Below are 5,290 nucleotides of genomic sequence, written 5' to 3' on the forward strand. Positions count from 1 at the left end.
CGGCAGCAGCGGTGCGATCTCGGCCCACAGGCCATCAGGAAGGAGCGGTCTCGCCATCTCCTCTCAACGCACCACCGCCGGTTTTGTTAGACGCTCTTAACCAACGGTAGCTCGCCTCGCTGACACATCCAGGACAACCGGGGCGTTTCTATAGAGATCGTCTTCCTGCTGTCCCTGTCATCCCCGGGTTGTGCTAACCCGACGACCGAAGATTCCGTCGAATGCGGAGTCAGCGTGTGCCAGCCCGCCCGTGGGGACCGTGATCACGCAGGCGTGGTCGAGATCGTCCGAGCCGCGGTCGATGTAGCAATGCTCGATCTCGAGGGTCGCCGCAGCAGGCCTTCGCTCGGAAGCACACCGCTGGATCCGCCGAACGGCCGAAACGGGCGCGAAGCGGGATGACCGATGATGGCCGATCGCAGCCCTTCCGCTTCGGGCGCAAGTCGCTGGTAAACGGACGTTCGGCGGGGCGCATGTGAAGGCCTCGAATGACCCGATGCAGCCCTTCACGGCGCGTGTGAGGAATGTCCGGTCGAGAGCGTATTCCGGACAATTGATTACCTAAGAGGGTTTCCTGACGCGGGCAGCCGAGGGGCCAGGGCACCGGGCAGGACGCAATCGGCGTGCAGGGTTTCCCGTCGTTTTCCCGGCACGGCGTTTTGCGCCGTTTGAGCGGGCCTTTGGGCATGCCCTATCGGAACGCTGCTGCATCAAGACCGGGATCGCGAATGCCGCTGCAGGAGGAACTCGAAGCCGTCGGATCGGCCTTCAGAGGCGCTGCCGTCCACTCGCGGACCGTCCTCCGCTAAACTCGCTTCGTGCAGCGCAGGAGTAATCGAATGGCCCTACTCGTCCGTGAGCTTCAACGATCCGCCAAAGAGGCTGTCACCGACGACGAGGATCGGTGGCGGCTGGTCTTCGACACAGACACGAAGCGCCTCTACGTCGAGCATGAGTGGCGGCATTCTGAGGCGCGGGAAGCTGGCCGGTCAGGCCAGGGGAAGGAGCAGATCGAGATCCCGGACTACCTCACGCAGGCGGGGCAGACGGCTGGGCATCGCGAACTCTGGCGGCTCATTCAGGCGCTCTTTGGCGAGGCGCACTGACCGACACGCTCATTGGCCCTTAGCAGATCTGTCGCAAACCGGGTTGGCGGCAAGGCAAAGCCTACCAATCTAAGGCCTGCTGCGGTTCGCTCGCCGCGTGATCGGGCCACCGATTGCGGTGCTTCGAGCCGCTGTTGCGATGGAGGAGCCGATGACGGGCCTGATGCAATCGCTCCGCGCGTTCTATGATCATTTGTGCTCGCGGATTGAGGCCTCAGCCGCGAGACACGAAGCCGAGGCGGCGCGCCTGCGAGCTGAACTCGCCCGGCGCTCCGGAGAGCAGGGCAAATCCGTCCGTTGAGGCCTCGTCCGTTGCATGGACGTCCGTTGACGCGAAGCAAGCCTAACGGACCACGTTTTGAACGGTGCTGACGCTGACCGTTGGGGCTTACCTATACGGACAAGCTAAGGCATGCGCGAGGTGCATGCACGTTCCAAAGGGTTCTGAGACGCTGGCCGAGTTCGCGTTCCAGATCGCAGGAGCACTCACTCGGAATGGGCATCCGGCTGGCCTGGAGCGGTCCGCACGGGCAAGCCCTATTGGAACACTGGCTGCGTAAGCGCGCGGCGGGTGTGTCGGCCCCGTTCATTCTCGCCAACTCCCTGGTTGCGCTCGTTGGAGTGCTGGCTGTCGGTCAGAGGCCTGCCGCGGGGTCGGCGATCTATGCGGGGGCTGCCTTGCTCGGGGCGGTTCTGGGAACGGCCATCGGGCTGCGCTGGCTGTCGCAAGCCGCCACCCGCTACATTCTCGCGCTGATCCTGCTGCTTGCTGGAGGACGGCTGCTGCTGATGTAGCCCCACCCTTTCATGGACACATATTAGACCGACCGCGGAGCCTGAATACGTTGCCCGGCTCAGGCTGCAGCTCTGTGCTCTTCGCGCGCCGCTCTCCACACCTCGCGGGCCGCGTCGGCGTTCACCGTCGCAATAGCAAGGCCTACGATCAGATCCGGCCATGCCGAGCGCCAAGCGAAGGCCGTGACCAACCCAGCGGCGATGATCGCCACGTTGGCCAAGGCATCATTGCGAGCCGATAGGAACGCTGCCCGTGTGAGACTGCCGCTGTGGTGGCGGTAGCGGGCCAGCATGAACGCGCAGGAGAGATTGATCACCAGCGCGCCGAGACCCGCCAGCGAGAGCGGGATCGGATCCGGGGAAACCGGAACCCAGAATTTCTCCCAGGCCGTCCAAAGCGTCGCCAAGCCCGGCACCAGGAGGATGCCTACGAGCAGCATCCCAACCCGTGCCCGGCTTCGGGCCGTCCAACCGAGTGCGGCGACGATCAGGAGATTGACCGAGGCGTCCTCGAGGAAATCGACGCTGTCGGCGAAGAGCGACACCGAGCCGATCGTCAGCGCGACGGCGAACTCGACGCCGAAGTAGCCGAGGTTCAGAAAGGCCACGAGCCGGACAACCCGGCGCAACCCGGTGTCGGCGACATCCAGCGGTTTCATGCTGCACCTCCATTCAGCAGCAGGCGCATCAGCGCGAGGGCAGCGAACAAGGCGGCGATGGAGAGGATGACCGAAGCGGCCACGTAGGCGAATGCGGCGCCGAACTGGTCCTTCTCGTACATCAGCGCCGCGTCCAAGGAGAACGCCGAGAAGGTGGTGAAGCCCCCGAGGATGCCCGTGGTGAGGAACAATCGCCAATGCTGCGGCAGGCCGCTCCGAAGCGCGAAGTACTCCGCGATCACGCCCATCAGGAAGGACCCCAGCACGTTGATACCGAGCGTCCCGTAGGGGAATCCGGGGCCCAAGAGCCGTAGGGCGGCGAGGTTGATCCCGTGACGGCATGCGCCGCCGATCCCCGCCCCCAGAAACACGATCAAGAAGCCCACGCTTTGCTCCTTCCTCCGTTGGTCGAAGGGCAACAAAAAACCCGCCTCACAGCGGGTTCGCGTAGGGCGCACTCCCGCCGCGAGCAGGCACCTCGTGCCCTCGCAGCAGGAGCTATCAGCCTTCTTGCAGGCGGTTGTCGGGGAGCCCCATCCCCATCACACGGCCGCACCCTTACCAGCCTCGACCGGAACGAGGAAGTCTCGCGCTGTGCTCGGGCGCAGCAACTCAGCGGCGCGGTACGAAGGGTCGTTTTGCGAACGGGTGAAGCAGCGTCGGCCGGGCGAACCGTCGATAGGCGGGCAGCGTCGAGATGATCTCCCGCCGGAAGCGAACGCGCAGACGATGCTGTGCGAGGCCCCGGCGCAGCTGCCGCAGGATGTCGTCGGCCAAGTCCAGCGTGTCCTTGAATCCTTTGGACAGGACTGACGCCTCCTGCGCGGTTAGGCTCTGGTGTGCGGCTGGCGCCGCACCGAGCGCTTCAACCCGGCCCCAGAGGGTCGCAAGGCGGGTGTAGAAGTACGCGAGCTTGCGCGGGAGCGGGGCTGAGAAGCGGTCGAGCTTGTCGGCGTTGGCGCTGAAGATGGTCATGGGCAACGGCGCGGGCCGATCGAGCGTCGCCTGCTCGCCACGGCCGATCGCATCGAGTCGCTCCACGACTGCGTGGGCCTCGACCGCGTCCAAGAGGGCAACGATTTCGCCGATCAGCGCCGAGGTGAGATTGCGGCACTCCCGCCGCTGCGTCAGATGGGTGAGGTTCGGGCGGGCCAGAACGAAGAGGCTGCCGACTACGAGCCCCAACACGAACACGCCCAGCATGCCCATCGCGGCCGCCTCCTGAAGAGGGCCCCGTCCTTGACCTTAGCACGAGGCGCAGCCGGTATGGGAAAATTCAGACGTCTACGTCCGTCGCAGCCAGAGTGCCCCCGACCTGCGCAATTCCCATACTGCCCAGTCAGTGAATTTCGTGGCCTCGCGCGTTCCGAGGGATAGGCCGCTCGACCATCTCGCTAAGCCTGCCAAACTCCGTTGTGCCCTACCTCACAGACGATGGCCTAGATCAGAGCACACCCTCTCCAGGTTCTTGATCCGGGGAGGTCGTCATGAGGACCCTGTTCCGCACTCAGGAAGAGCCCCTGGACGTGGTCGCCACGCCAGTGGGTCAGCACGAGACTGCTTGGTGGCTCACCAGCCGGCTCGGGCGTCCTCTCGGCGCGATCCGGACAGTTCCAGGGTCGAACGAGGTCGCTATCGTGTCGGGCACTTGGAGCCGCCTCTCCGGCATGCCCACCCACCACCCCTCTCTTGATGACGCTCTGACGGCTATCGAGGAGTGCTTGGGGGGCGTCTGCGAACTCAATCCCGACATGAAAGACTGAAGGCGCGGCATGCCCGAGCACTGCCGGTTTCCATAAAGGCTCTTACGCGAAGGAAATTGGGCGGATTATGCGAATGCGGCGCGCTGCCGGATTTCGGCACTTCCTCGCGGGTGCTTGAGGCGAGGGCTGGCACATCTTGCGGTGAGGTAGATTGCGCCCATCAGGCGAACCGAATGTTTTGGGCGAGTTGCGGTTCCGATCGACCGTCGAGCATGGGTTCGATGATCCGCATGTCGATGCGTCCGGCTGCGTCGCGGAAGACATCGTAGACCACACGATCGCTTACCTTGTTACCGTCGCCGAAGATGAGGACCTTTGGCTTCTGTGCAATCACATCATCGATGCCGCCATACATTGCCGAGGCGATGATGATTTCATCACCAACTTGGCAAGTTCGCGCCGCACCCCCGTTCAAGATGCAGCAGCGCGATCCGGCCTCACCGTAGATGACGTAGGTGCTGATCCGTGCACCTGACATCTTGTTCCAGATCTCGACGAACTCGAGCGGATCTAGGCCAGCCTCTCGGCAGAGATCTGCGTCCAGCGTGATCGAGCCATGGTAGTTCAGGTCAGCACCTGTGACCCTGATGCCGTGCAACTTGGCACGAACGAAACTCTGCATCGTCCTGGCTCCCCCTTGTACGGCCGCTTCTGCCCCCAGGCCCACCTGCGACCGGGTCTGCGTCCTCTGCGGCCTTCATGGGCGAGATTGTTCGCCGAGGGCAACCCACGCACCCCATGATGCAGACAGCAGCGCGATCACATTCAGCCCGCCGGATGCGTTCTCGGTTGCCTGCCTGGAGCAGGGCGGAACGGTCGTTCAGGTGTGCAGCCCACAAGGAGCGTTGGTCCAGCGCTATGCCGTCAGGTTCGATGACGAACTGCAGAGGTGAAGCGTAGGCCGTAGGCGTGGAGCGCGTGGCGTGAAGCTGATGCTGCGCTGGATTGGCATGATGTGCGGTGGTCC

At 64.1% G+C, this 5,290-nt stretch carries 7 protein-coding genes and 1 riboswitch; of the genes, 3 read left to right on the top strand and 4 right to left on the bottom strand.

The genetic code is table 11. From position 1 onward, the window contains the following. The first annotated feature begins 839 nt into the window (after positions 1 to 839). Both WDW90_RS34540 and WDW90_RS34545 read left to right on the top strand, forming a co-directional pair. The gene (locus WDW90_RS34540) at positions 840 to 1,106 is read left to right on the top strand and encodes a hypothetical protein (protein WP_336492241.1); all 267 of its coding nucleotides are present in this window, start codon (positions 840 to 842) and stop codon (positions 1,104 to 1,106) included. A gap of 495 nt (positions 1,107 to 1,601) precedes the next feature. Beyond that, positions 1,602 to 1,901 (top strand): hypothetical protein, encoded by a 300-nt coding sequence (locus tag WDW90_RS34545; protein WP_336492243.1) that lies wholly within the window; start codon positions 1,602 to 1,604, stop codon positions 1,899 to 1,901. A 59-nt stretch (positions 1,902 to 1,960) separates the two neighbouring features. On the opposite strand, the gene WDW90_RS34550 is transcribed toward WDW90_RS34545, so the two are convergent. From WDW90_RS34550 to WDW90_RS34560, 3 genes are all read right to left on the bottom strand, one after another. Next, positions 1,961 to 2,560 (bottom strand): cation efflux transmembrane domain-containing protein, encoded by a 600-nt coding sequence (locus tag WDW90_RS34550; RefSeq protein WP_336492244.1) that lies wholly within the window; start codon positions 2,558 to 2,560, stop codon positions 1,961 to 1,963. After that, a complete protein-coding gene (gene crcB / locus WDW90_RS34555) occupies positions 2,557 to 2,946 on the bottom strand; it encodes a fluoride efflux transporter CrcB (protein WP_336492245.1) in 390 nt (129 codons plus the stop codon). The genes WDW90_RS34550 and crcB overlap by 4 nt, the downstream gene beginning before the upstream one ends. A 99-nt stretch (positions 2,947 to 3,045) precedes the next feature. Continuing rightward, positions 3,046 to 3,110: riboswitch (Fluoride riboswitch) on the bottom strand. A gap of 62 nt (positions 3,111 to 3,172) precedes the next feature. Then, positions 3,173 to 3,769: a hypothetical protein gene (locus tag WDW90_RS34560; protein ID WP_336492247.1), complete on the bottom strand. Its 597-nt coding sequence runs from the start codon at positions 3,767 to 3,769 to the stop codon at positions 3,173 to 3,175. 278 nt (positions 3,770 to 4,047) lie between these two features. Between WDW90_RS34560 and WDW90_RS34565 the strand changes: the two genes are divergently transcribed. Then, entirely contained in the window at positions 4,048 to 4,323 is a 276-nt protein-coding gene (locus WDW90_RS34565; RefSeq protein ID WP_336492249.1) for a hypothetical protein, read from the top strand. A 160-nt stretch (positions 4,324 to 4,483) separates the two neighbouring features. Here the strand turns inward: WDW90_RS34565 and panD are convergent, their stop codons facing one another. Then, positions 4,484 to 4,945: an aspartate 1-decarboxylase gene (gene panD / locus WDW90_RS34570; protein ID WP_336492252.1), complete on the bottom strand. Its 462-nt coding sequence runs from the start codon at positions 4,943 to 4,945 to the stop codon at positions 4,484 to 4,486. Positions 4,946 to 5,290: the final 345 nt, after the last annotated feature.

The sequence above is a fragment of the Methylobacterium nigriterrae genome (genome assembly GCF_037106235.1).
Classification (GTDB): Bacteria; Pseudomonadota; Alphaproteobacteria; order Rhizobiales; family Beijerinckiaceae; genus Methylobacterium; species Methylobacterium nigriterrae.